Below are 23769 nucleotides of genomic sequence, written 5' to 3'. Positions count from 1 at the left end.
CCGGTGCTGATCGCCATGATGACCCCGACGAAAGCCAGCGAGGCCCCGACCTGCGCCTCCGACCAGTGGAACTTGAGCATGGTGTAGAACGCCCAGGTGCTGGGGAGCACCTGGTGGCCGAGCTGCCAGAGGAACAGGGCTCCCGCCAATCCGAGCACCGTGGGGTACCTGCGCAGGTGCATCAGCGTGCCCAGCGGGTTGGCGCGCTTCAGGTCGAAAGGGCGCCGCGATTCCGGCGCCAGCGATTCCGGCAACGCGAACAGGCCGAAGAGGACGTTCAGGAGCAACAGGCCGGCTGCCGCGAAGAAGGGGGCCCTGGGACCGAACGTTCCGAGCAGGCCGCCGACCGCCGGTCCGATGATGAACCCCATGCCGAACGCCGCGCCGACCAGCCCGAAATTCTGCGCGCGCCGGTGAGGGGGGCTGACATCGGCGAGATAGGCGTACGCAGGCGTGAAGGACGCGCCCGCCATCCCGGCAATCGTCCGGCCGACGAACAGCCAGGCCAAACCCGGGGCGAGCCCCATGATGAGGTAATCGACGCCGAGCGCGAAGACCGCGAAGAGGATCACCGGCCGGCGCCCGAAGTGGTCGCTCAGGTTCCCGAGCACGGGGGCGCAGAAGAACTGCATGACGGCATACACGAACCACAGCCAGCCTCCGTACGTCGAGGCCTTGCTCAGGCCCTCACCGGTCAGCTGGACGATCAGGGCGGGCAGGACGGGAAGGATGATTCCGAACCCGATGGTATCGACGAGCACCGTCATGAAAATGAAGAGAACAGCGCTCCTGCCGGCCGGGGTGCGGGTCATGGCGGGCCAGCCTACGCGAACAGGCATTCGGGAGCAAGCCGGACAGATCCCCTTTTCCCTTGCATTTGCCTCGGGCGCGGCGTACTGAAAAGGCTCAACCTTCGAGGGGGGCCCCGGCTTGGGCTACAGGCCGTCATGGACGCTTTCTGTCTTGCTCGTGGTGCTCGCCGCGGCGGCCTCCCCGATCCGCTCCGCCCAGGCGCCGGTTTCCGCCGACTCCGGACCCAGCGTGGCGCGCCTGTGGAACGAGCGGCTGCTCGATGCCATCCGCATCGACATCCCCAAGCCCCCGGTGCATGCCCGCAACCTGTTCCACCTGTCGGTGGGGATGTGGGACGCGTGGGCGGCCTACGCCCCCGCGGCGGTCGGCTACCTGGTCCGGGAGAAGCAGCGCGCCCCGGATGTCGAGGCCGCGCGCGCGGAGGCGATCAGCTACGCCGCCTACAGGATCCTGAAGTACCGTTTCCCGGCCGGCTACCTGGATCTCGAGGGCAGGCCGTGCCATCCCAAAGCCGCGACCTCGCAGGCGGCGTTCGACGCCCAGATGGACGCGCTGGGCTACGACCGGGCGTTCACGTCGCTCGAGGGGGGGGCGCCGGCGGCTCTCGGGAACCGGATCGCCGCCGCCGTGATCGCCTACGGCCAGACCGACGGCTCGAACGAGGGGGTCGGGCTCTGCCATCCCGACGACACCGGCTACGTCCCCGTGAATCCGGAGCTGATCTTCAAGCTCCCGGGCGTCGGGCCCATCGTCGATCCGAACCGCTGGCAGCCGCTGGCGTTCGACTTCTTCGTCACGCAGAACGGCATCCCGATCGGCCGGTCCATCCAGGGCTTCGTCGGCGTCGGCTGGGCCGACGTGCGACCGTTCGCGTTGCTGCCCGGGGACAGGGACCCGGCGACCGGTCTCCCGCTGGATCCGGGTCCTCAGCCCCGCCTGGGGAACGCCGGGGATGACATTGTGAAGGATGCGATGGTGGAGCTGATCAGGCTGAGCAGCCGCATTGATACGGCGCAGGGAGCGACGGTCGACATCTCGCCCGGGGCGATTCTCAACAATTCGCTGGGCAGGGACGACGGCACGGGCCATCCGGAGAACCCGTTCACCGGCACGGGGTATGCGCCGAACGTCGTCAACCGCGCCGATTTCCAGCGGGTGGTCACGGAATTCTGGGCGGACGGCCCACGATCGGAGACGCCGCCGGGGCATTGGAACGTGATCGCCAACTCCATGTCCGACCTTCCTCTGATGCGCGGCAACAAGCGCATCGGCGGGAAGGGGAGGGCGGTCAACGACCTCGAGTGGGACGTGAAGGTGTACCTGGCGCTCAATGGCGCCGTCCACGACGCCGCGATCTGGGCCTGGGGGAACAAGAACGTCTACGACTCGTCCCGGCCGATCACCCTCATCCGCTACATGGCCGGGCTCGGACAATCGAGCGATCCGTCGCTCTCGTCGTACCATCCCTCCGGGCTGCCGCTCGTTCCGGATCTCATCGAGGTCATCACGGCGGAGTCCTCGCAGCCCGGCGGCCGGCACGAGAGCCTCGCGGCCTACCGCGGCGAGATCGCCATCCGCGCCTGGGCCGGGCCCCCGGGCGATCCGACCGTTAAGGCGAGCGGCGCCGGCTGGAGGCGCGGCGTGCTGTGGCTGCCGTACATGCCGAGGAACTTCGTGACGCCGCCGTTCCCCGGCTACACATCGGGGCACAGCACCTTCAGCCGGTCGGCGGCTGAGGTGCTGGCGGCGATCACCGGCACGCCGTTTCTACCGGGGGGGATCGGGAGCTTCGTGGCGGCCGCAAACCAGTACCTCGCCATCGAGCGGGGTCCCAGCCAGACGGTCGAGTTGCAGTGGGCGACCTATTATGACGCGGCCGATCTGGCGGGCATCTCGCGGCGCTTCGGCGGGATCCATCCGTACTACGACGACTATCCTTCGCGCATCGCCGGCTCCCGCATCGGCTCCAAGGCCTGGACGAGGGCCCGGGAGCTCTACGGTCCGGGAACGGTGACACTGTGCCATGCCCCGGGGTCCGCATCGAGAGCGGAGACGATCGAGGTCGGTGCGGCGGCGGTCCCCGCGCATCTGGCCCACGGCGACCATCCCGGCCCCTGTGCGGGCAGCCGGTAGAGGCCTATTTCATCTTCGGGCAGGGGGCGTCCTCGCCCGAGAGCCACGACTTCACGCTCTTCGTGATCTTCTTGTGGCCGATCGTCGGCTGGTAGAACACGATCTTCGTTCGCCCGCCACCCAGGGACTGCATATCGGCCGCCATGATGTAGAGACCCCCCGCTGATGTCTTCTCCCCGATGGCGCGAGGCCGGTGAATGACCTGAAGCGCGAATTCCCCTTTGCCGTTTCCGGCCCTTCGAACGGTCGGGTTGTAGTCCGAGGAGCTCCTCTCCCAATAGCCGACGTTCGCCGAGCGCTTCACCTCCACGTCGAGGCAGGCGGCGGCCTTCTTCTCGACGAGCCGGTAGATGGTCTCGAAGTCGCGCCCGGCCGTGAACGTCTCCATGCTGGCGCCACGGGCGCCCTTGGTCACGGCCTTGACGAACTCCTGGCGCGACTGGGGCACGTCGATGGCGGCGGCGGGCACGGCGACGAGGAGCAGGGCGAAGGCGACTCCAGTCGTTTTCACGCGGGTCAATATGGGGCCGGGCCGGTGTGGTTGCAAGGGCGGGGGGCTCCCTCCCAGGACCGGTCAGGTCGTGGTCCCGCCGCAGGAGGAGCCTGCGCCGGCGGTGCAGCCGTAGCAATGGTTCCCCGTGACGATGCGCCGCGCTCCCAGGGAGGCCGGATCGAAGTCGCGGACGTGGGCCGGCACGCCGGGCCCGAGGGCCAGCTCGAGCATCTGGTTGAAGTCGCAATCGTAGAGCCGCCCGTCCCAGCCGACCGACAGCATGGACCGGCACATGACCGACCGGGCGGCGGCGGGATTGAAGGCGTCCACCAGACGCCGCATGTAGCCCTCGTAGTTGCCGGATTCGAGCAGGAACTCGAGGAAGCGGCTGATCGGCATGTTGGTGATGGTGTAGAGGCGGTTGAACACGACGCCGTGGTCGCGGGCGAGGCGACTCCGGAAGTGCTCCTCCTGGGACTCTTGCGAGGGCGGCAGGAAGGCGCCGACCGGGTTCGTGACCAGGTTCAGGACCAGGCCGCTCCCTTCCCGGCCATACCCCAGATCGTTCAGGACGCGGAGCGCCGCGATCGATTTCCCGAACACCCCCGCGCCCCGCTGCGCGTCCGTCTGCGAAGGGGCCACCGACGGAAGAGACGCCACGATCTCGACGGCGTGCCCCGCCAGGAACGCCGCGAGATCCGCCTGGGCAGGAAGGAGCAGCACGCTCAGGTTGCACCGGTCCATCACGTGCCGCCCGAGCCTCCTCGACTCGACGACCAGGTACCGGAAGCTCGGGTTCAGCTCGGGCGCCCCGCCGGTGATGTCGACGGTCGGGATGTCGGACCGCGCCAGGGCGGCCATGCACATCTCCGCCGTCTCGCGCGACATCGATTCGGTGCGGTCCGGGCCCGCGTCCACGTGGCAGTGGCGGCACGTCTGGTTGCAGAGCTTCCCGACGTTGATCTGGAAGACCGCGATGCCGGTCGCCCCGAGCGGATCGAGCGACGCCCGCGCCAGGGTCTCCTCGAAGCGCGGGAATCCGCCGCCGGATTGCAGGAGGCGCACCTGCTCGGCCGCCGACGAGAGTGCCTCGCCGCGGGCCTTGAGGCTTCGGGTCTGGACCGGCATGGTGGAATCCTACATCGAGATCTTCGTGGCGGCGTTGCGCATCTGGACGCCGTGGACGAGCGAGGCGCCGCCCCGGATGGCGCAGGCGACGTGCACCGCCTCGGTCATCTCCTCGATGTTCGATCCCTTCTCGAGGCTGGCCTGCGTGTAGGCGTCGATGCAGTAGGGGCACTGGACGGCGTGCGCCACGGCGAGGGCGATGAGCGATTTCTCCCTCTCGGTCAGGGCCCCCGGGGCGAAGACGGCCCCGTAGTAGGCCTGGAACTTCTCCCACAGGGCCGGGTTCCCCTTCCCCAGGTCGGCGAAATGGGCGAGGTCTTTCGGGTGGTAGTAGGTGTCCATGGGTCGTCTCCTCTCGAACGTGGCGGCGGAACGGCCGGGGTTTGCTCGCGCAGCCATCTTACCCGCGTCCTTCCCCGTTCTTGTCTTGGGGCTCGCCTTTGTTGTAAACAGGGAGCACCGAATGGAGGATGACACATGCGCACCGGACGGGCCTTGGCAGTGGCGTTCGCCTCGCTGGCGTTGGGGACTGCGGCCTCCGCCGCGATCAGGACCAGGGAGGTCGAATACCGGCAGGGGGAGACCAGGCTGCAGGGATTCTTCGCCTGGGACGATGCGGTCAAGGGCAGGCGGCCCGGCGTCATCGTCGTCCACGAATGGTGGGGACACAACGAGCATGCCCGGAACCAGGCCAAGAGGCTCGCGGCGGCCGGTTACGTGGGGTTCGCTCTCGACCTGTACGGCAAGGGAAAGGTGACCACCCATCCGAAGGACGCCGAGGCGTTCATGAACGAGGCCACGAAGGACGCCTCCGTCCTGACGGCGCGGTTCAACGCGGCCCTCGACCAGCTCAAACGGAACCCCAAGGTCGACCCCGCGAAGATCGCCGCCATCGGCTACTGCTTCGGCGGCGCCGTGGTCCTCGGCATGGCGCGATCGGGCCTGGATCTGGCCGCCGTCGCGAGCTTCCACGGGCTGCTCGCCACCCAGACCCCCGCGGAGCCGGGGAAGGTCAGGGCGCGGATCCTGGTGCTCACGGGCGAGGACGATCCGATGATCCCGCCGGCCCAGGTGGAGGCCTTCAAGAACGAGATGATGGCCGCCGGCGCGAAGTTCGAGGTGATCAGCTACCCGGGCGCCAGGCACAGCTTCACCAACCCCCATGCGGACGCGGCCGGCATGCCCGCCCTGGCGTACAACGCGGACGCCGATCAGAAGTCCTGGGCGAAGATGCTCGAGATGTTCCAGGAGGTCTTTCGCTGACCCGGGTCAAGTCTCGAAGCGGAACGCGGGGTCGAGCGGCGGCAGCGGGGCGCCGAAGAACAGGCGCCGCTGCACGATCGGGAAGACCCACGAGCGGGCAGCGAGAGGCAGCGCGCGCTGGATCAGCCAGCGCAGGACAGGGTTGCCGCTTCCCGAGCCGATCAGGCCACGGCCGGCGGTGCGCTGCAGCCGGTGCAGGGTCTTCACGTCCCCGACGCGCAGGTCCTGGACGCGGGCGAGGGCGCTCTTCGGAAGGGGACCGCGGCCGAGCCGCGGATAAATCTCCTGGGCGGCGATCGCCGCCGTGGAGAGCGCCACGTTGACCCCGATCGCCCCCGCCGGGCTCATGGTGTGGGCCGCGTCGCCGATCAGCAGGAGCCCGTCCCGGGCCCACTCCCGGACCAGGAGAATGACCCCCGGCAGGGGGAAGAACGGCGTGAAGTCGTGCAGGGAGGAGGCGAACTTCGCGAACAGCGGGCTCAGGCGGCCGATGCGTTCGGCCACCGCCGCGACCCCCTCCTGGCGCCAGTGGCGCCACTCGTCCGGGCGGAGGAGCAGCCCGGCCTGCACCAGGTCGGGATACTTCGGCAGCAGGAGGAGCGGCGTCCCGCCGAGCGAAAAGTAGATCGTCTTCGACCAGTCGGGCGGGGGCTCGACGACGAACCAGATCACGTCGAAGTCGTGGTGCTCGTACTCGGTCGCGAAGCCGCCCAGCCGCCTGAGGACGGAGTGCCGCCCGTCGGCGCCGACCACCACGTCGGCGCGGATCTCGAACGGCTCCTTGCCGTGCCGCACGCCCCGCACTCCGACGACCGCGCCCCCTTCCTCGACGATCTCGTTGACGTGCGCCCCCATCCAGCACTGGAAGCCGGCGCAGGGGCGCGCCTTCCTGGCGAGGGCCTCGAGGAACACCGGTTGGGGCATCCAGATGGCGTAGGGATAGTCCGGGGCGATCCTCTTGAAGTGGAATCCGGCGGCCGGCTTGCCGTGGACGAGAAGCCGCCCCTCGGTCAGCCTCAGGTGCCCCTGCTCCAGGATGTACGGGAGAAGCCCCAGCTGGTCGAGCAGGCGCGCCGTGCTCGGCTGCAGGACCTCGCCGCGGAATTCGCGGTCGAAGGTCTCGTGACCCTCGAGGACGATGACCTCGGCCCCGCGCCTGGCGAGGAGCAGTCCCAGGAGCAGGCCGGCCGGACCGCCGCCGACGATGCACGCGCCCGTGCGCCGTTTCGTCCGGTCGTTCACCGCCCCGTCAGCAGCAGCTGATGCCGCCCCGGCACGACCCGATCGCGCCGCCGCAATCGGCGTCGGTCTTGCAGGGGTATCCGCAGCTGCAGCGACAGGTCCGTCCGCCGAGATCGATTCCGCCCGGGCTCGACAGGGCGGCTCCGGATCCCTCGAGCATCACGATGTCCGGGACCGTCGCACCCTGCCCGCAGCCGGCGGGGCCGGACACGGAGGCAGCAGGCTCAGGCCGCGGAGCGCCCTTGTCGAGCGGACCGGTCACGCCGGACGCCGGCGCGCCCAGTGCCAGAAGGAGGAATGCCATGAGAGCCGACACGCAAACCACGCCCGTGAGCGTCCTGCCTCGTAGCGTCATGCGAGCCTCCTTGTCCCCATCTTCGGGAATGTTGCGGCGTACTGTAAGCCACGTTCGCCATGCGGGTCGACAGCGCGCGCGCTGCCGTCAGAAGGTCGGACAGTTTTCTCGCGACGATTTCGTCGAGCAGAAGGGACAGCTCGTCGGGAGGCGTCCCGGCGATCCTGGCGACCGGCACAGCCCCGTCCCGACGGACTCGCTGTGTGCTCATGTGTCCTCCTTGGACCCTCCACATAGACGATCGGCCCGGCGATCTCCATCAGGTGATCACCGTATTCCGGGAGGGGGAAAGTGCGTAGGGGAGCGGCGGTCCTCTAGAAGGTCACGTTCCAGGCGGCGCCGAGATCCCCGCCGTTCAGATACAGGAGCGAGAACGTCTGCCGGCCCTGCGACAGGCTGACGATCGAATGGATGTCCTCCCCGTTGTAGGTCACCATGGCGTAGAGTCGCTCGGTGACCGAAACGTTCACGCCGCCGATGGCGCGCAGGCGGTCGTCGCAGGTGCCGTAAGCCGCTCCGGCGTAGGGCGCGATGGGCACCCGGAGCCAGCGCTCCAGGCTCTTGCTCAGGGTGGCGTAATAGGCGCGGCCCGAGGGGGTCCCGAGCCGGTCGGTGCTGGCGCCGAACATCAACGCCGGCTGCCTGGCCGTCTCGGGGACGGCCAGCCAGTTCAGAAGCGGCGCCACCTCGTCCGCGCGCGGGTTGTACTCCACGCCCGCCGTCAGGCGGGGGAGGACCCGGTAGGTCAGCGTCAGGCGCCGGCTCGCCCGCGGGACGTCGATGTGGATGTAGCGCGCGCTGAAAATCCAGCGGTGCTTCGTCTCTTCGGCGGTCCCCCGGACCGCCCGGCCCTCGCCGGGTCAGAGGGGTCAGCTGGGGACCAGGGACGGGCCGTCGAGCCCGACCGCGGGTCCGTGAGCATGATCGTGGCCGTCGTGCCCGTGCTCGTGATGGCCGGGGGCCGGCGTCCCTGCGCCGGTGTCGATCGGCACGGGCGGTGCCGGCGCCGCGCGGTCGCCGAGCAGCCACTCGATCCAGGACTCGAGCCCCGGCGCGTCGACCACACCGTCGACCCGCAGGACGACGGCGCCGTCGCGGTCGAGGACCGCCGTCGCGGGGAGCGCGCTTCCCAGCCCGAGCCGTGCCATGTCCACCGTCGTCGCACCCAGCCAGATTGGAAAGCGGATTCCGAGATCGCCCGCGAGCCGCTCCACCTCCGGCAAGTTCGCGCGGTCGTCCGCGGCGGCGCCGACGACCACGACGCCGTCCCGGGCACGGCGCGCCGCCAGGTCGACGAACAGGGGCATCTCGTGCCGGCAGGGGATGCACCAGGTGGCCCAGAAGTTGACGACCACGATGGAGCCGCGGAATTCCGAGAGATCGTGCGGGCGTCCTTCCCGATCGACGAAGCCGCCTCGCGCGTCTTCAGGGACGGGAGTGGGAGTTCCCGCGGCGGTTCCGCCCCAGGGGAGGGCCGCCAAGGCGAGGATGGCGGCGACGCGCGACATGCGGGATTCAGTCACCGGGCCCGGGATTCGGAAGGGGGGAGTCGAGGCGGGCCGCCGGTGAAGGGCGGCCCGCCCCGATAGGGTGCGACGCGGTCACTTCGGCTGCGGGACGATTCGGAGGTACGGCTTCGGCGACTTCCAGCCGCCCGGGAAACGCTGCCTGGCTTCGTCGTCGCTGACCGCCGGAACGATGATCACGTCCTGCCCCTGCTTCCAGTTGACCGGCGTCGCCACCTTGTGCTTCGCGGTGAGCTGGATCGAGTCCAGCAGTCGCAGCACCTCGTCGAAGTTGCGGCCGGTGCTCATCGGATAGGTCAGCATCGCCTTGACCTTCTTGTCCGGGCCGATGATGAACACCGATCGGATGGTCGCGTTGTCCTGGGCGGTCCGCCCCTTGGCCTCTCCGCTGGCCTCCGGATGGATCATGTCGTAGAGCTTCGCGACGTTCAGATCGGAGTCGCCGATCACCGGATACTTGACGGGATGTCCCTGGGTCTCCTCGATGTCCTTGGACCAGCGTCCATGGTCTTCGACCGAGTCGATGCTCAGTCCCATGATCTTGCAGCTGCGCGACTCGAACTGCGGCTGCAGGCCGGCCAGGTAACCGAGCTCGGTCGTGCACACCGGCGTGAAGTCTTTCGGATGCGAGAACAGGATCGCCCATCCGTTCCCGATCCACTCGTGGAACTTGATGGTGCCCTGGGTTGTCTGAGCCGTGAAATTGGGTGCTTCGTCCCCGATTCGTAGTGCCACGGTCCACCTCCTGCTTGGGTTTGAGCCGTCATCATAACCCGAGTTGCCCCGGGCGGCACAACGGGGTGGCGCCCCAGGGTCGCGCGTTGACACGTGCTTCGGCCCGGGTGTATAGCAGGCAGGACCACATTCCGATGGAGGCTCGCATGCCGGAAATCAGCTGGCTGAAGGACGTTGACGCCGCCCTCAACGAGTCCAGGGCCGCCGGGAAGCCGGTTCTACTCGACTTCACCGCGGCCCCCATGTGAGGGGGATGCGCTCGGCTGGAAGCCGAGGTCTATCCGGATCCCCGCGTCGTCAAGACGGTGACCGATCAGTTCGTTCCGGTCCGGGCGCACATCAAAGAGCAGAAGCCGACGTTCCAGCGATTCAACGCCCAGTGGACCCCGACGCAGCTCATTCTCGACCCTGACGGAGTCGAGAGGCATCGGATCGAGGGCTTTCTCCCGGTCGGCGACTTCCTGGCCCAGCTCGAGCTCGGCCTGGGGAAACTCCACTTTCAGAAGCAGGACTACGTCGAAGCGGAGAGGCGCCTGCGTGCGGCGTGCGAGCGCTTTCCCGGCGCCGGGGCCGCCCCCGAGGCCTGTTACTGGGCGGGAGTGTCCGCCTACAAGGCGAGCCAGGACGCCGGGCGCCTCGGCACCACGGCCAGGGCGCTCCAGGACAGGTACCCGGGGAGCGAATGGACCCGCAAGGCGTCGGTCTGGCTCCGGTGACCGGGGCCCCGTGAGAGGGCCGGAACGGGCCGGGTAGCCGGATAATCTTCGAACCAGGCGACGCCACCATCCGTCTTCTTTGTCACGAGGGCCGGGCGGGCGGGGTGGCGGAGGCCGCCGGGAGCCTCGGGACACGGCGGGAGACAGGATTGCTGGACGTCGCGACGCTCCTCGAACGGTGCCGGCAGGGCGACGAGCTCGCCTGGGAGGCGCTCGTGCGCCGCTTCCAGGGGCGGGCGTTCGCCATCGCCTGTCACTACATGCGCAATGCCGAGGAGGCGCGGGATGTGGCGCAGGAGATCTTCGTCCGCATCTACGAACGCCTGGACACCTTCCACGGGGACGAGGCGTTCCTCCCCTGGATGCTGCGCCTGTCCCGCAACGCCTGCATCGACGCCCTGAGGCGCCGGAAGGCGCGTCCCCCCGCGGCCGACGTGGTCATCGAGGAGACGGTGCAGGTTGCCTCGACCGCCCCCACGCCGGAGGAGGCTTCCGTGGCCCGCTCGGCGCGCGACCTGCTCTACCGCGCCATGGACCGGATGAGCGATTCCGACCGGGAGATCCTCATGCTGAAGGAGATCCAGGGCTTGAAAGTGGAGGAGATCGCGACCCTGCTGGACATTCCGACCGGGACGGTCAAGTCGCGCTGCAACCGGGCGCGGCTCGACCTTGCCGCGCGGGTGCGGCGGCTCGATCCCTCCTACGGAGCGTGACGCGTGACCGACGACCGCTGCCGGAGATTCATGGACCGCCTTGACGACCTGCTGGAAGGGCGGCTGGACTCCGCCTCGCGCAACGAGGCCGAGGAGCACCTGCTCTCCTGCCGCGACTGCCGCGCGCTGCGGGACCTCGCCGGGGACGAGGGGGCCCCGATCGCGCCCCCCGCGGATCTCCTCGGGGCGGTCCTGGCGCGCACCAGCGGACCGGCCTGCGGCCGCGCCCAGGGCCGGCTGTGCGACCACGCCGACCGGCTTCTCGCGCCGGTGGATGACGACCTGGTCCGAATGCACCTCGAAGGGTGCGGGGAGTGCGCCGGGCTGGCGGCGGCCCTCGTGCGGCTGGCGACCGATCTCCCGCCCCTCGCCGAGATCGAGCCGGGCGCCCGCTTCGTCGCCGACGTCCTCGCCCGGACCTCGCGGCGGGAGACGCTCCCGGCACGCCTCGGGGCCCGCCTTCGCGACGCCTGCCGGCGGCTCGCCCGGCGCCCGAGAATCGCCTGGGAGGGGGCCTACGCGGGATCGATCGCCCTCCTCATCCTGTTCGGCACACCCAATGCCCCGTTCGCGGGCGTGCCGGGCAAGGCGCTCGATCTCGTCCGGACGGTGCAGGAGTCGGCGCCGGCCGCGGCCCTCGGGGACGAGGTCCCCCGGATCCGCACGGCGGTGCGCTCGCGCTGGGAGGAGACCAGGACGGGGGTGAAGGGCAGAACGCGCGACCTGGTGGCCGAGGTGCAGCGGCGCTCGTCGAGGACCTGGGACCGGCTCATGCAGGATCTTGGAACCGTGTGGGACCGGGTTGCGTCTCAGGAAGCGACGAAGGACACGAACGGAACGGTGGACGCCCAAGACGACGAAGGAGAACGCTGATGAACGCCACGCAGGAATCGCCAACGCCCTACTCGCGCCAGCCAGAGACCGGACAGGCGCCCGGCTATCCCCAGGCGCCGCCGCTGGTCGCGGCGCCGTTCCGGATGCGGGACGCGCGGAGCAAGTCGCCGGCCTTCGCCGCAATCCTCTCGGCGATGCCCGGGCTGGGACAGGTGTACGTCGGCTACTACCAGCGAGGGTTCGTGCACGCGGGGGTGGTCGCCAGCCTGATCACCATCATCTCCTCGGGGGCGGTCGAAAAGCTCGTCCCGCTCCTGGCGCTCTTCATGGCGTTCTTCTGGCTCTACAACATCATCGACGCGGCGCGCCGCGCGTCCCTCTACAACGATGCCCTCGCCGGAAACCCCTCCATCGACCTGCCGGAGGATTTCAAGGCGCCGGGGATCCGCGGCTCCATCTTCGGGGGCGCCACCCTCGTCACCGTCGGGTTCATCATGCTCCTGCACACCCGCTTCGGAGTCTCCCTGGACTGGGTGGAGGACTGGTGGCCGCTCGCCCCGATGATTTTGGGCGCCTACCTGCTGGGGCGCGCCATCCTGGAGCGACGGGCCTCGCAGGCGGGGGGCTCCCGGTAGCCGGGCTCCTAACGCTTCTTCTTGGCGGCTTCGGATTCGGCCCGCGACCCCGAATAGGTGTAGGTCAGCAAGGTGCCGTCCTTCATGGTCCAGTCCAGCCGTCCGGCGATCGCGTCGCCGTTGATGATTCCGGTCCAGCGCAGACGGCCGCTCTTGCCGCTCTCGACGTCGGCGACGAACGCGTTGTCCTTGATGGTGTAGCCGACCGGGGCGAAGCCGTAGAGAGACCAGCCATCCGACCGGAAGATCCCCTGCAGCAGCACCAGGGTGTCCTCGGACGCCTTCTCCCCGCGCTTGGCGGCCTCGGCATCCGGGGTGATCCGGACCTTCCACGTGCCGTACTCGAGGGGGCCCTTCCTCTTCTTGGCCAGCGCGGGTGTGGCCAGCATCAGGAGGACGAGGAGCGGGATTCCGACTCGGGCGACCTGCTTCAGCATCACATGTCCCTCCTTGGGGCCATCGATGTTTCCGGAGTTTCAATATGGTGCTCGGCTTGACCCGATTCAAGGCCGGAACCATGCTAGTATGGGAGCAGGCGAAACCCCTCCTCCATCATGAGTTTCACAGGGGCAGACCAAGGAGCGCCGGCGCACATGCTGTCCTGGAAACAAGCCATCACCAAGCATCAGGATCCGAGGCTCGCCAAGAGCATCTGGCAGATCGTCAACAGCCTCGTCCCATTCCTGGCTCTCTACGGCCTGGCGATCTGGACGCTCGGTCTTTCCTACTGGCTGACCCTCGCGGTCGCCGTCGCCGCAGCCGGTTTCATGATTCGCATCTTCATCATCTTTCACGATTGCGGGCACGGCTCGTTCTTCAGGTCGCAGCGAGCCAATCACGTCCTGGGGTTCGTCACGGGGGTGCTGACGTTCACGCCGTATCACCAGTGGCGGCAGAAGCACGCCCTGCACCACGCCACCTCCGGAGATCTGGACGGACGCGGCACCGGTGACATCTGGACGCTCACGGTTCAGGAGTACGTCGATGCGCCCCGCTGGAAGCGCTTCGGATACCGGGTCTTCCGCAATCCCTTCGTGCTGTTCGTGGTGGCCCCTTTGTACCTGTTCCTGATCCACCAGAGGTTCCCCTCGCCCACGGTCGGCAGGCGGGAGCGGCTGGGGGTGCACTGGACGAACGGAGCGCTTCTGGCCATCGCGGTCGTGATGAGCCTGACCATCGGGATCAAGGCGTACATGATGATCCAGCTTCCCTTGATGATGATCACCGGGACGGTGGGCCTCTGGCTGTTCTACGTGCAGCATCAGTTCGAGGGAGTGTACTGGCAGAGGCGCAAGAACTGGGGCTTCGCGGAAGCGGCCCTCAACGGAAGCTCCTTCTACAAGCTGCCCAGGGTCCTGCAGTGGTTCTCGGGAAACATCGGCTTCCACCACATCCACCACCTGAGCCCGCGCATCCCGAACTACAACCTCGAGCGATGCCACCGGGCCGATCCGCTCTTTCAGACCGTGCGGCCGATCACCCTGCTCGGCAGCATGAAGTCGTTCACCTACCGGTTGTGGGATGAGCAGCGCGGCCGGCTCGTCGGCTACCGCCGGCTGCGCGAGCTTCTCCGGCAGCAGCGACCGGCGCCTCGTCATCTTCCTTAAGTCGCTGTTCAGCGCCCCGACGGTCAGCGGCGCGGCCCGGGCTTCGCGCGCCGCTTGAGCCGGCGCTCCTGGCGAAGGCGCCCCTTCTCCCGTTTCCGGCGAATCCGCTCGGGATTCGTCTCCTCGGGAGCACGGGCAAGCTGGCCCGGCGGCACGCCGGCCTGGTGCACGGGGACTAGGCGGCGGGGCCCGGGGATCGGCTCGGTCATGGCGGTCCGGATCATCTCGCGTTCCACATCCGAGAAGTCCCCTTCGACACGCTTGCCCTCCTCGCCGGGCTCGATCTGGATGTGCTTCAGCCAGAACGCCCGCACGCCCATGTGAAGCGCTCCTCGCGGCAGCTCCCTGGCCAGGGTGCTCACGTCGTCGGTCACGACGGTGACCGGGGATCCCCGCTCCAGGAGCAGCCTCGCCTCGTGGAGGATGCGGACGTCCGCCGCCCCTTCGCCGCCCCGCGCGTAGATGATCTCGAGCAACGGCTTGCGGATGGCGAAGGAGCTCGGCGGCAGCTCGCGGCCATCGAAGACGATGAGGACCTTCTCCCCGCGCGCGAGCGCGAAACGCTCCAGGCTGTCCGCCAGGGCCCCGCGCGCCTCCTCGCGACGGTCGGAGACCTGCAGCCGCTGCAGCGGTGGGATCGCGAAGATCATGTTGTGGCCATCCATGATCCAGATGCGCCTTGGGGCCATGCGGAGAATCCTACGCCAGGTCGGCCCGGCGGCTGCGCGGCCGGCCGGCGATCCCGGGGAGAGGACCCCCCCGGGTGACGGCTCAGAGGGTGAAATGGAACGTCGCGCCCTGGTCCACCGCGCCTTCGGCCCAGACGCGGCCGCCGTGGCGCTGGACGATGCGCGCGACCGTGGCCAGGCCGATTCCCGTTCCCTCGAAGTCCTTGGCCGAATGCAGACGCTGGAAGGCGCCGAAGAGCTTGCCGGCGTACTCCATGTCGAAGCCGGCGCCGTCGTCGCGGACGAAGAAGGACCGGCCGCCGTTCCCCTGCGTGGCCCCGAACTCGATGTGCGCGACGGGGCGCTTGCTCGTGAACTTCCAGGCATTGCGGAGGAGGTTCTCCAGGGCGACCTTCAGGAGCCGGCCGTCCCCGTCGGCGACCACGCCCTCTGCGATGGCGACCTCGACGCGGCGTTCCGGCTGGCCCTTCTGAAGCTCATCCGCGACGCGCCGTGCGAGGTCGCTGAGATTGAAGGCCGTGCGTCGCATCTCGACACGCGCGATGTGCGACAGGCTCAGCAGGTCGTCGATGAGCTGGCCCATGCGCTGGGTGGCGGAACGGACGCGCTCGAGGTGCTGGCGTCCGCGCTCGCTGAGCTCGTCGGCGCAATCCTCCATGAGCGCCTGGCTGAAACCGTCGATGGTCCGGAGGGGGGCGCGCAGGTCGTGGGACACGGAGTAGCTGAAGGCCTCGAGCTCCCGGTTGGACGACTCCGCCTGCTCCTTCGTGCGCAGGAGCTGCGCTTCGGCCGATTTGCGCTCGGTGATGTCGTGGAGGAACGCGTTGAAGGTCGGCGTGTCGCCCAGCCGCAGCGGGAAAATCACGATTTCCACCGGGATCTCGCGGCCGTCCCGGTGGAGCGCGGTGAGCTCCATGCGCTTGTTAAGGGCAGGGCCCTCTCCTGCGTGAAGGAAGCGGGCCGGTCCGCGGAGATGAGCCTCGCGGTGGCGCGGTGGAATGATGGTCTCGGCGAGGGGCCGGCCGATCGCCTCGGCGCGGCTCCAGCCGAAGCTCGTTACGGCCTGGGCATTCCAGCCCGTGATCCGTCCCAGTGAGTCCATCGAAATGAACGCCTCGAAGGCCGTCTCGAGGATGGAGCGAGTCTGGGCCTCGGAGCGCGTCAGCTCCGCTGCCGCGCGGGAGAGCTCCGTCTCGGCGCGCCGGCGCTCCAGGACCTCCTGTCCTTTCGCTTGCGCAGAAAACAGACCAGCGCGACGGGGATCGAATAGTAGGCCAGCGTGATCAGGCTGTCCGACACGACGTGCAGCCAGACGATCTCCGGCTGCCAGAAATAGCAGTGTCCGTGAGGCATGAAGTCGGTGGCGAAGAGCTTTCTCAGGAAATCCATCATCATTTCATGGCCCCACGCCGGGACAGAGGACCGAGCACCAGATGTATGGAGGCAATATATTTCCCGAGGGGGGTAGTCAAGAAGCGCCGTCAATGGGGTGACGGGGGTCCGGTCACTCTCGCGATCGCGGGGCGCTCGCGGACGAATGGAGAGCTTCGAGAATCGTCTCGGCCACGAGGCGGTTCCCGGCCGGGCTGTAATGCGCGCCGGGATAGGCGTACATCTCCGCGATGTCCGGTTGCCGCGACATGGGGGGGTGGAGATCGATCAGCGGGAGCTGCAAGTCCTCGACGATCGAGAGGACCCGACTGCGGATCGAATCATGCGCACGGCGGTACTTTTCCTCGTGATACCGGGATTCGGCGGGTAGGTAGACGAAATAGAGCGTTCCTCCCCATCCCCGGGTGGTCTCCCGTGCTTCTTCGAGGATTCGCCGGAAGAGCGGGAAATCGACCTGGGCGGGGTCCATAAGGGTCTCCCCGACCTGGAGCCCCAGAGCCTGCCGCAGAGACCAGAGTCGCCAATACCGGCCCGGTCTCGACATGTGCATCGTGCCGGCCTGCGTCGAGGCGTACTCCCGGCCAACCAACTCTCGCAGTAAGGCATCGCACTCGGGCTGTCGGTCGAGCAAGCCTTGGCGATGGCCGGAAACCAGATAGTCCGACAGGCGGGCGAAGCGCTTCTCGCGGTTCAGATCAAACGTTGCGTCGTTCCCTTCCATGTAGTCCCAGAGGACGATTCGCGGTTTGACCTCCGTGAGGAATTCTTTCAGTCCGGCGAGCATCAGCAGCGGCCCGTTCCCCACCATGCCCAGGTTGAGGGTCGCGGGGTGCTCTCGGCGAATCAGCTCCGCGAAATTCTGTTCCGTCGGGACGCAGGCTCCCTGTGTGAAGGAGTCGCCCAGCGCGGCCACGTCGAACCGGCTCGACGACCAGACTCCCTCCGGATTATGAAACCCATGCTCGTCGCTTCGGTACACGAGGTACTGCCCCATTTCGTTGCACAGGACGGTCGTCACGCCCGCGATTCCACCCAGAGGCAGAAGAGCCGTCGCTTCGGACGGCAATCCCTGCCAGGCGGGAAAGGCGGCCGGGTAGGCGTCGTCGCCATGTTCTCGGAAATCACGCACGACCTCGAATTGACTGCGAGCATCGTACGAAATACCGAACCGCCTGGCAGCCAGCCGGACCCGCAGGAACGGCAACTCACGGAGGTAGGCCTCGGCGATGTAGGCAGCCGCAGCAATCGAGAGAAGGGTCATGGCCAGCGCCACTCGTTGGGGGAGCGGCAGCCGAATGCAGGCTAGAAGCGCGACGCTCAGGCAGAACGGTCCGCCGACGAGAAGCGCCTGCCGAGCCATCCCGACCTGGAAGCTCCGGGCGGTTCCAAAGGCCAGCAGGCCCGCCCCCGCGCTCGCTGCCGAAGCGGCCAGAAGGACCAGGTTTGCAAACCAGCGCTCCTTGCTCAAAGATTCCCTCTTTCGCGCCACGATTCTAGCCCTTTTGTCTACCCGCGCAATGTGGCCTGCGTGACGGGTAGCGCGCGGACGCGCCGAATCCCGAGGGCGGCGACTGGCTGGGAACGATGGTGCTAGGGTCCGATCGGAGTTCCGGGCTGGCTCCCCGATCTCCGGCGCGCGGCCTGCATCGCACGCATGAAATAGATCCAGACCCCGATGAGGACGAGCATCGGTATCCAGGAGAGAACCGTCGTCAGTATCGAGGACTCACGGGGGTAGTGAAACTCGACGGTGACGCGATCAGGGTCCAGAAGGCGATGTTCTTGAGAAGTCGGTCCATCGGGAGGCTCCGCGACGTGAGAGTTGACGACGACGAGGGCGGGATTCTATCAGAGTGCCGAGTGCCTGGCTGGGGACTCGCCATGTCCCGCCCCCTGGTCCGCCTCAGGTATACTCGCAACCCCAGAGAGCGGACTCGTCGGTCCCACGGGACGAAATCGATGCCGGTCACCCCCCTCATCCGATCCATGCGTCTCCTGACCGCATGGCTCGCTGTATCGCTTCTCGCGGCGTCGGCGGTCGCGCCACGGGCCGAGGAGGCCTGGGACGTGACGCGTCCGCGAGGGGCGACCCGCGAGATCGACTTCTCGATCGACGTGGGGACCAAGATGTCCGTGGACATCTCCCCGGACGGCCGCTGGATCGTGTTCGACCTGCTGGCGCACATCTATCGGGTCCCGGCGGACGGCGGGAAGGCCGAGTGCCTCACCCAGGACAGCGGCATCGCCCTGAACTACGGGCCGCGCTACTCCCCGGACGGGAAGTCGATCGCCTTCATCTCCGATCGTAAAGGCCAGAACAACGTGTGGATCATGGAGGCGGACGGCTCGAACCCGCGGCCCGTGTTCACTGATCCCGATGCCTGCTCCGAGGAGCCGGTCTGGACTCCGGATGGGCAGTACATCATCGTTCGCAGGCAGCTCGTCTGCCATCGGGGGCTCTACTACTCCACCCTGTGGATGTATCACCGCGACGGCGGCGACGGTGTGCGACTCATGGAAAAGACCGGGGTCAGCGGGCCGTCCCTCTCACCCGACGGCAAGTTCGTCTACTTCCAGTCCAACGCCTGCGCGGGCCACTTCGGCGAGGCGACGCAGGGGTGCCTGCAGATCGAGCGCATGGATCTGCAGACGGGGCGGACCGACAGCCTGACGGGAGGGCCCGGAGACGGCGGTTTCGCGCCGGACATCTCACCGGACGGCCGGACGCTCGCCTTCGCGCGCCGCATCCCCGACAGCACGCTCTCCCGGAACGGCAGGCGATTCGGGCCGCGGACGGCGCTCTGGGTGCGCGATCTCGAGAGCGGCGCCGAGCGCCGGGTGATGGACCCGATCGACGCCGACAACGCCGAGGGCGTGCGCTTCTCCGTGCGGGCGCTCCCCCGGTACGCCTGGGCCGGAGATGGCAGCTCCATCGTCCTGTCCCAGGGCGGCCGGCTGCGCCGCCTCGACGTCGGCACCGGCAAGGTCGCCACGATTCCGTTCACGGCGCGCGTGCACCGGACGATCTCGCAGATGGCGCACACGCCGTTCCGCATCGCCGACGATCCGTTCGAGGCGCGCATGCTGCGCTGGCCGACCTCCTCGCCGGACGGTCGGCGGGTGGCGTTCCATGCCGTCGGCAAGGTCTGGATCGTGGATCTCCCGGACGGAGCGCCGCGCCGCCTCACGCCGGAGAGCTTCACCCCGTTCGAGCTCTCGCCGGCCTGGTCTCGTGATGGCCGGTCGATCGTCTTCGCCTCCTGGGACGAAAAAGCCCGCGGCGAGCTCTGGACGGTCCCGTCGCGGGGCGGGACGCCGCGCAGGATCACCACCGAGACCGGCGAGTACCTGAATCCGGAGTGGAGCCCCGACGGCAGGCGCATCGTGGCCGCCCGCGGATCGGGCGCCACCGCGCACGGCCGCACCTGGCCGGAGAACCGATGGTACGACCTGGTGTCGCTGCCGGCGGCGGGCGGCCCGGCCACGGTCGTGACCCGGGTCCGGCCCCCCGTCGATCCCGTGCAGATCGTGCGCGCGAGCTTCGGGCCGGATGGGAGGATCTTCTACTTCGAGCAGAGCATCGTGGAGGAGGCGGGACCGACGAAGACCATGACCGACCTCGTCTCGCTCGGGGCCGACGGCGGCGACCGGCGCGTCCACCTGCGGTTCCCCTACGAAACCGAGGCGGTGGTCTCGCCCGACGGACGCTGGGTCGCGTTTCAGTCCGACATGAACGTTCACCTCGCGCCGCTGCCATGGCTGGGGAGCGGCGCCTCTCCGGTGATCCTGGACAGGAAAAACCCGGCGCTCCCGGTGCGGACGATCTCCGAGGAAGGCGGCCTGTTCCCGCGCTGGCGCGACAACGACTCGCTCGAGTTCGGGAGCGGCAACCTCTACCTGGTGCATCACCGCCCGTCAGGGAAGACCTCCGTCACCCCCATCCGCCTGAAGGTGCCGCGCGCTCTCCCCCAGGGGACGATCGCCCTCAAGGGCGCCCGCATCCTCACGATGGATGGCCGCAAGGTCCTCGAACGAGGAGACGTGGTGGTCCGGCGCAATCGGGTCCTCTGCGTCGGGGAGTGCGACACCGCAGGGGCCGACCGCGTGATCGACGTGGCCGGCAAGACGATCATCCCCGGGCTGATCGACATGCACGCGCATTTCAACGACCGGAAGGCGATCGTCATCCCGCCCCATAACTTCGAGTCGGTGATCTATCTCGCCTACGGCGTCACCACCGCCCTCGATCCGTCCGCCACCTCGACCACGGTGTTCAGCAACGCCGAGCTGATCCGCGCAGGGCTCGCCCTCGGGCCGCGCATGTTCAGCACCGGCGAGGCGATTGGCGACTCCATCGCCGGGGAGAATCCGGACGAGGTGACCCCGGCGTCGCTCGAGTCGGAGCGCTCGAGGCAAATCGCGAGCTACGATGCGGCCGAGCACGAGGTCAACCGGCTGGTCGCGTGGGGGGCCTCTTCCATCAAGCAGTACATGAACCCACGGCGCGATCAAAGGCAGTGGATCGTGGAGGCGGCGAGGAAGAAAGGCGTGATGGTGACGGGGGAGTCGGGCTCGTTCGAGCACGAGCTCGGCATGCTGATGGACGGCCAGCCCGGGTGGGAGCATGAGATCCTGGCCCTTCCCCTCTACCGCGACGCCGCACGGTTCGTGGGACAGGCCCGGGCCACCTACTCCGCGACCTTCTGCGCCAGCGGCCCCGGCCCCTGGGACGACCAGTACTTCTACGCAGAGCGCGACCTCTGGAAGGACGAAAAACTGCGGCGCTTCCTGCCTTCGTGGGATCTCATGGCGCGCACGCGCCGCCGTATGCTGCGTCCCGCCAGCGACTACGGCTCGGCGATGTACGCCCAGGCGCTGGCCGACATCATCACCGAGGGGGGATACGGCGCGGTCGGGGGGCATGGCCAGTTCATCGGCATGGACACGCACTTCGACATCTGGATGGCCGCCGAGGGGCTGGGACCGATGGGAGCGCTCGAGGTGGCCACCATCCAGCCGGCGCACTTCCTCGGCGCCGACCGGGACCTCGGCTCGCTCCTGCCGGGCAAGCTGGCCGACCTCCTGGTGCTGAACTCGAATCCGCTCGACAACATCCGCAACACCACCGACGCGCTCTACGTGATGCAGGACGGCGTCCTGTATGACGCCGCGACGCTGGACGAAGTGTGGCCGCAGCGCAAGCCATTCGGCGACTATTACTGGGTGCGACCGGAAGCCCTGCAGTCGGACGACCGCCCCGACGACTTCTGGGACCCCCGGCCCTGACCGGAATGCCACCCCGGGCTGGCGGCATCCACCCGGGCGGGCATACTATGCTTCGTTCTGAGGGCCGGAGGGGGACGGGCCAGCCTGGAGCGCTGCCGCGCGGGATCCGAAGGACGGGCCATGGTGAAGCTCAGCCGGAGAGAATTTTTCGCCGCCGCCGCGGCGCTCGGAGCGTCGCTGGCCTGGGGCGGCGCCTACGCCAGGCGATCGCGCGTCCCATGGCGTGAGCGGCGCGACCTTTTTCCGGAAGGAGTCGCCTCCGGGGACCCGCAGTCCGACAGCGTGCTGTTCTGGACGCGTTATCCCAGGAGCGACGGATCGACCCAGGCCCGCCTGACGGTTGAAGTCTCCGAGGACGAGGCCTTCACGCGCATCGTCGCCACGGCGCTCGCCACGGTCAGCGCCGCGTCGGACTGGACGTGCCGCGTGCTCGCCGGTGGATTGAAACCCGCACGCACGTACTGGTATCGCTTCACCGACGAGGCAGGATCGGGGAGCCGTATCGGGCGCACGATCACCGCGCCCGGCGCCCATGACACGCGCCCGGTGCGCTTCGCGTTCGTGAGCTGTCAGAACGTCAATCAGGGTGCGCAGAACGCGTACCGCCGGATGATCGACGAGGATCAACGTGCGCCGGAGGCGGAGCGCCTCTTCTTCGTGCTCCATCTGGGTGACTTCATCTACGAGATTGTCTGGTACCCGGAGGACCGGCCGCAGGGCATGTACGATCGTCGTCTTCGCGACGTCGTCCGTTACGCGAACGGGGAGAAGGTCGCCGACTTCCACGTCCCGACGACGGTCGACGACTATCGCGCCGTGTACCGGGCCTACCTGCACGATCCCGATCTGCAGGACGCGCGTGCCCGCTGGCCGTTCGTCGCCATGTGGGACAACCACGAGTTTTCCTGGCTCGGATGGCAATCGCTGCTGAAGCTCGGCGGCCAGACGCGCCCGGCGCAGACGCGCAAGGTCGCGGCCAATCAGGCGTGGTTCGAATACCAGCCGGCCCGCATCAAGAAGCCGGGCGGTACGACACTCGAACGCTTCGATCCGCCGCACGTCGTCGATACGCCGATCGCGCGCTTCGACGCGCATGGCCTCGGGCAGGAGCCCAACAATCTCGCCGCGATCGCCAGCCTCACGGGCTATCGCGCCCTGCGCTGGGGCCGCAACATGGACCTCGTCATCACCGATCAGCACAGCTACCGATCGGAGGAGCCGACCGACCGTCCCGAGGCCGAACGCCTGTCGAGCGATGATTTCCCGAACCTCATTCCGCAGGAGGCTCAGGAGATCCTCGACGCGGGCCGCGAGTACGCGGGCGGCCACCCCCCGGCGACGATCCGCTTCGGGGAGGCCGACGTGCCGAACTTCCGCATGCACGACCCGCCGCAGACCATTCTCGGCTCCGAACAGAAGGCCTGGTTCCTGAATCGCCTGCGCACCTCGAAGGCGACGTGGAAGATATGGGCCAACTCGCTCGGCACTCTGGACTGGCGCGCCGATCCGCAGAATCTTCCCGCCGGGCTCACGACGCCATGGCCCGGAGCCGGCTACGCCGGTTTCGGCGGCGGCGATCACAGCGGCGCCTACGTGGAGCGCGCGGAGATCTACGATTTCGTCCGGGACGCGGGCATCACGGGCTTCGCGACCGTGTCCGGGGATCGTCACAGCTTCTGGGCGGGGCTTGCGGCGAAAGCCCTGCCGCCGGCACAATTCGAGCCGGTGGGCGTAGCCTTCATCACCGGCTCGATCTCCGCGCCGGGCCTGGTCGAAGCCTTCGAGCACCGCTTTCCGAAGGACCATCCGTTGCGTCCGCTGTTTCTGGCCGACCAGCCGGGCGGGGCCAGGCCGCAGGCGGCCATCAACCTGCTGCTGCGGCACGGCGTGCGGACGTGCCTCGAATACGGAAGGACCGGCGGCGCCGAGAAGGCGCGCAAGCTCTCGAATCCCGATCTCGCACCGCACCTTTCCTTCGTCGACATGGGCGGCCACGGCTACGCGACGGTCCGGGTCGCGAGCGATGCCATCGAGAGCGAGTTCGTGTGCATTCCGCGACCGCTCGAACGTTCCGAAGGCGCCGACGGCGGCCCGCTGCGGTATCGAGTCGTGCATCGGGCGCCGCTCTGGACCAGGGGCGAGCGCCCGCGGCTCGAGCAGCGTATCGTCGAGGGGGATCCGGAGCTGTCGGTCTAGGAGCCGGCCGTCA

The 23769-nt window shown here is 68.4% G+C and carries 23 protein-coding genes; 9 read left to right on the top strand and 14 right to left on the bottom strand.

The annotated features are described in order from the left end of the window. Window positions 1-812 (bottom strand): MFS transporter (locus VGV60_16045; protein ID HEV8702783.1); only part of this gene is annotated, 812 nt, incomplete at its 3' end. A gap of 157 nt (window positions 813-969) precedes the next feature. On the opposite strand from VGV60_16045, the gene VGV60_16040 reads away from it, so the two are divergent. After that, on the top strand, window positions 970-2946 hold the full coding sequence (locus VGV60_16040; protein ID HEV8702782.1) for a vanadium-dependent haloperoxidase: 1977 nt from the start codon (window positions 970-972) through the stop codon (window positions 2944-2946). A gap of 4 nt (window positions 2947-2950) precedes the next feature. On the opposite strand, the gene VGV60_16035 is transcribed toward VGV60_16040, so the two are convergent. The 3 genes from VGV60_16035 to VGV60_16025 all read right to left on the bottom strand — a co-directional run bounded on the left by VGV60_16035 (window position 2951) and on the right by VGV60_16025 (window position 4909). After that, entirely contained in the window at window positions 2951-3457 is a 507-nt protein-coding gene (locus VGV60_16035; protein ID HEV8702781.1) for a hypothetical protein, read from the bottom strand. Window positions 3458-3520: 63 nt separating this feature from the next. Continuing rightward, window positions 3521-4567 carry an arsenosugar biosynthesis radical SAM (seleno)protein ArsS gene (gene arsS, locus VGV60_16030; protein ID HEV8702780.1) on the bottom strand — a complete coding sequence of 349 codons (1047 nt, stop codon included), beginning with the start codon at window positions 4565-4567 and terminating at the stop codon, window positions 3521-3523. Between the two features lie 9 nt (window positions 4568-4576). After that, entirely contained in the window at window positions 4577-4909 is a 333-nt protein-coding gene (locus VGV60_16025; protein HEV8702779.1) for an arsenosugar biosynthesis-associated peroxidase-like protein, read from the bottom strand. Between the two features lie 135 nt (window positions 4910-5044). On the opposite strand from VGV60_16025, the gene VGV60_16020 reads away from it, so the two are divergent. Next, entirely contained in the window at window positions 5045-5830 is a 786-nt protein-coding gene (locus VGV60_16020; protein ID HEV8702778.1) for a dienelactone hydrolase family protein, read from the top strand. A 6-nt stretch (window positions 5831-5836) separates the two neighbouring features. Here VGV60_16020 and VGV60_16015 read toward each other — a convergent pair whose 3' ends face one another. From VGV60_16015 to VGV60_15995, 5 genes are all read right to left on the bottom strand, one after another. Then, a complete protein-coding gene (locus tag VGV60_16015; protein HEV8702777.1) occupies window positions 5837-7072 on the bottom strand; it encodes an FAD-dependent monooxygenase in 1236 nt (411 codons plus the stop codon). 7 nt (window positions 7073-7079) lie between these two features. After that, window positions 7080-7427, bottom strand: a complete 348-nt coding sequence (locus tag VGV60_16010; GenBank protein ID HEV8702776.1) for a hypothetical protein — start codon at window positions 7425-7427, stop codon at window positions 7080-7082. 314 nt (window positions 7428-7741) lie between these two features. After that, window positions 7742-8140, bottom strand: a complete 399-nt coding sequence (locus VGV60_16005) for a hypothetical protein (protein HEV8702775.1) — start codon at window positions 8138-8140, stop codon at window positions 7742-7744. Window positions 8141-8296: 156 nt separating this feature from the next. Beyond that, a complete protein-coding gene (locus VGV60_16000) occupies window positions 8297-8950 on the bottom strand; it encodes a TlpA disulfide reductase family protein (protein HEV8702774.1) in 654 nt (217 codons plus the stop codon). Between the two features lie 78 nt (window positions 8951-9028). Next, window positions 9029-9688 (bottom strand): peroxiredoxin, encoded by a 660-nt coding sequence (locus tag VGV60_15995; GenBank protein HEV8702773.1) that lies wholly within the window; start codon window positions 9686-9688, stop codon window positions 9029-9031. Between the two features lie 263 nt (window positions 9689-9951). On the opposite strand from VGV60_15995, the gene VGV60_15990 reads away from it, so the two are divergent. The 4 genes from VGV60_15990 to VGV60_15975 all read left to right on the top strand — a co-directional run bounded on the left by VGV60_15990 (window position 9952) and on the right by VGV60_15975 (window position 12586). Further along, entirely contained in the window at window positions 9952-10404 is a 453-nt protein-coding gene (locus VGV60_15990; protein HEV8702772.1) for a hypothetical protein, read from the top strand. Between the two features lie 149 nt (window positions 10405-10553). Beyond that, complete coding sequence (locus VGV60_15985) at window positions 10554-11117, top strand: sigma-70 family RNA polymerase sigma factor (protein HEV8702771.1); 564 nt, start codon at window positions 10554-10556, stop codon at window positions 11115-11117. A 30-nt stretch (window positions 11118-11147) separates the two neighbouring features. Next, window positions 11148-11990 carry a zf-HC2 domain-containing protein gene (locus VGV60_15980; protein HEV8702770.1) on the top strand — a complete coding sequence of 281 codons (843 nt, stop codon included), beginning with the start codon at window positions 11148-11150 and terminating at the stop codon, window positions 11988-11990. Beyond that, entirely contained in the window at window positions 11990-12586 is a 597-nt protein-coding gene (locus tag VGV60_15975; protein HEV8702769.1) for a hypothetical protein, read from the top strand. The genes VGV60_15980 and VGV60_15975 overlap by 1 nt, the downstream gene beginning before the upstream one ends. Window positions 12587-12594: 8 nt before the next feature. Here the strand turns inward: VGV60_15975 and VGV60_15970 are convergent, their stop codons facing one another. Beyond that, window positions 12595-13023 (bottom strand): hypothetical protein, encoded by a 429-nt coding sequence (locus VGV60_15970; protein HEV8702768.1) that lies wholly within the window; start codon window positions 13021-13023, stop codon window positions 12595-12597. Between the two features lie 156 nt (window positions 13024-13179). On the opposite strand from VGV60_15970, the gene VGV60_15965 reads away from it, so the two are divergent. After that, a complete protein-coding gene (locus VGV60_15965; GenBank protein ID HEV8702767.1) occupies window positions 13180-14193 on the top strand; it encodes a fatty acid desaturase in 1014 nt (337 codons plus the stop codon). 23 nt (window positions 14194-14216) lie between these two features. Here VGV60_15965 and VGV60_15960 read toward each other — a convergent pair whose 3' ends face one another. The 4 genes from VGV60_15960 to VGV60_15945 all read right to left on the bottom strand — a co-directional run bounded on the left by VGV60_15960 (window position 14217) and on the right by VGV60_15945 (window position 17742). Further along, on the bottom strand, window positions 14217-14882 hold the full coding sequence (locus VGV60_15960) for an NYN domain-containing protein (protein HEV8702766.1): 666 nt from the start codon (window positions 14880-14882) through the stop codon (window positions 14217-14219). Window positions 14883-14964: 82 nt separating this feature from the next. Continuing rightward, window positions 14965-16047, bottom strand: coding sequence for a PAS domain S-box protein (locus tag VGV60_15955; GenBank protein ID HEV8702765.1), 1083 nt, complete (start codon window positions 16045-16047; stop codon window positions 14965-14967). Next, window positions 16044-16271 (bottom strand): hypothetical protein, encoded by a 228-nt coding sequence (locus VGV60_15950; GenBank protein HEV8702764.1) that lies wholly within the window; start codon window positions 16269-16271, stop codon window positions 16044-16046. The genes VGV60_15955 and VGV60_15950 overlap by 4 nt, the downstream gene beginning before the upstream one ends. A gap of 115 nt (window positions 16272-16386) precedes the next feature. Further along, complete coding sequence (locus VGV60_15945) at window positions 16387-17742, bottom strand: GDSL-type esterase/lipase family protein (GenBank protein HEV8702763.1); 1356 nt, start codon at window positions 17740-17742, stop codon at window positions 16387-16389. Window positions 17743-18233: 491 nt separating this feature from the next. Between VGV60_15945 and VGV60_15940 the strand changes: the two genes are divergently transcribed. Then, complete coding sequence (locus tag VGV60_15940) at window positions 18234-21560, top strand: amidohydrolase family protein (GenBank protein HEV8702762.1); 3327 nt, start codon at window positions 18234-18236, stop codon at window positions 21558-21560. Window positions 21561-21680: 120 nt separating this feature from the next. Continuing rightward, on the top strand, window positions 21681-23756 hold the full coding sequence (locus VGV60_15935) for an alkaline phosphatase D family protein (GenBank protein ID HEV8702761.1): 2076 nt from the start codon (window positions 21681-21683) through the stop codon (window positions 23754-23756). The last annotated feature ends 13 nt before the right edge of the window (window positions 23757-23769 follow it).

Source organism: Candidatus Polarisedimenticolia bacterium, from assembly GCA_036001465.1.
Lineage (GTDB): Bacteria > Acidobacteriota > Polarisedimenticolia > Gp22-AA2 > Gp22-AA2 > Gp22-AA3.
This window is presented reverse-complemented; position numbering and strand designations above follow the sequence as displayed.

What these genes read in the sequence shown, in the direction of transcription:
- arsS (HEV8702780.1), bottom strand. Translation starts at nt 4,567, where the DNA reads ATGCCGGTCCAGACCCGAAGCCTCAAGGCCCGCGGCGAGGCACTCTCG.
- VGV60_16025 (HEV8702779.1), bottom strand. Translation starts at nt 4,909, where the DNA reads ATGGACACCTACTACCACCCGAAAGACCTCGCCCATTTCGCCGACCTG.
- VGV60_16020 (HEV8702778.1), top strand. Translation starts at nt 5,045, where the DNA reads ATGCGCACCGGACGGGCCTTGGCAGTGGCGTTCGCCTCGCTGGCGTTG.
- VGV60_16010 (HEV8702776.1), bottom strand. Translation starts at nt 7,427, where the DNA reads ATGACGCTACGAGGCAGGACGCTCACGGGCGTGGTTTGCGTGTCGGCT.
- VGV60_15980 (HEV8702770.1), top strand. Translation starts at nt 11,148, where the DNA reads ATGGACCGCCTTGACGACCTGCTGGAAGGGCGGCTGGACTCCGCCTCG.
- VGV60_15975 (HEV8702769.1), top strand. Translation starts at nt 11,990, where the DNA reads ATGAACGCCACGCAGGAATCGCCAACGCCCTACTCGCGCCAGCCAGAG.
- VGV60_15970 (HEV8702768.1), bottom strand. Translation starts at nt 13,023, where the DNA reads ATGCTGAAGCAGGTCGCCCGAGTCGGAATCCCGCTCCTCGTCCTCCTG.
- VGV60_15965 (HEV8702767.1), top strand. Translation starts at nt 13,180, where the DNA reads ATGCTGTCCTGGAAACAAGCCATCACCAAGCATCAGGATCCGAGGCTC.
- VGV60_15960 (HEV8702766.1), bottom strand. Translation starts at nt 14,882, where the DNA reads ATGGCCCCAAGGCGCATCTGGATCATGGATGGCCACAACATGATCTTC.
- VGV60_15950 (HEV8702764.1), bottom strand. Translation starts at nt 16,271, where the DNA reads ATGGATTTCCTGAGAAAGCTCTTCGCCACCGACTTCATGCCTCACGGA.
- VGV60_15940 (HEV8702762.1), top strand. Translation starts at nt 18,234, where the DNA reads ATGCCGGTCACCCCCCTCATCCGATCCATGCGTCTCCTGACCGCATGG.
- VGV60_15935 (HEV8702761.1), top strand. Translation starts at nt 21,681, where the DNA reads ATGGTGAAGCTCAGCCGGAGAGAATTTTTCGCCGCCGCCGCGGCGCTC.